Source organism: Microcystis sp. M53602_WE12 (assembly GCF_030065455.1).
Taxonomy (GTDB): domain Bacteria; phylum Cyanobacteriota; class Cyanobacteriia; order Cyanobacteriales; family Microcystaceae; genus Microcystis; species Microcystis aeruginosa.
The window spans coordinates 1-1,072 of the sequence record NZ_JASJFB010000785.1 but is presented as its reverse complement, the minus strand read 5'-3'; the positions used below and the strand labels follow the sequence as shown (position 1 = coordinate 1,072).

Here is a 1,072-nt window from a genome sequence, read left to right as displayed (position 1 = left end):
TTCAGATAAGGCAGTATTTTGAAGGACAAACATTACCTGAAATAGAGGAGTATGACTAAGATTTCTCTCTGTTTGTAAGGCTTCTACTAACATTTCAAAGGGTAAATCTTGATGAGCATAAGCACCTAAAGACATTTCTCTAACTCTCATCAATAATTCCTGAAAACTAGGATTTTCTGAACAGTCAGTCTGCATCACTAAAGTGTTCACAAAAAAGCCGATTAAACTCTCTATTTCACGACGGTTACGATTAGCTATAGGTGTGCCTATTAAGATGTCTGATTGTCCTGTATAACGATAAAGTAATACTCCATAAACTGCTAACAATGTCATAAACATTGTTACCCCTTGTTGCTGACTTAATTCTGTTAGCTTTTGTGTGAGTTCAAGGGATAGTTGAAACTCTTGATGTACCCCAGTAAATGTTTGGACTGCTGGACGAGGTTTATCTGTTGGTAAGGGTAAGAAAGTTGGTGCGTCTGCTAATTGTTTTTTCCAATAATTTAATTGGTTTTCTAAGACTTCTCCCTGTAGCCATTGTCTTTGCCAAAGGGTAAAATCTCCATACTGGATAGATAGGGGATTGAGCGGCGAAGATAATCCCTGAATATAGGCATTATAGAGGGCGGTTAGTTCCTGAATAAATACCCCCATTGACCAGCCATCACTGACAATGTGGTGCATACAGACTAATAAGAGATGTTCCGTTTCAGATAACACCACTAAAGTGATTCTGATTAAGGGTTCACCAGCTAAATCAAAGGGTTGAACCGCTTGATTTTGTGCTAACTCTTGGGAGGCAATTGCTTGTTCACTACCAGATAAATGCTGTAAATCCACAACCGTAACTGTCCAGGTTCGTGTTTGTATAACTTGGGTAGGGATACCATCAACGGTAATGAAGTTGGTGCGTAAAGCTTCGTGGCGATCACAAATTTCTTCTAAACTCTGGATTAAGATTTCTGAGTTCAGGTTTCCCTCTAAACGCAAGGCTAGGGGGATATTATAAAAAGAACTATTCGACTCAAATTCAGCCAAAAACCAGAGACGAGTCTGAGCAAAAGATAGGGGT

General features: G+C 39.2%; 1 protein-coding gene. It reads right to left on the bottom strand.

Annotation, left to right across the window (positions count from 1 at the left end; all coding sequences use genetic code 11):
* Nucleotides 1-1,072, bottom strand: a 1,072-nt coding sequence (locus PX482_RS24105; protein WP_288027387.1) for a condensation domain-containing protein, incomplete at both ends; no start/stop codon positions are given.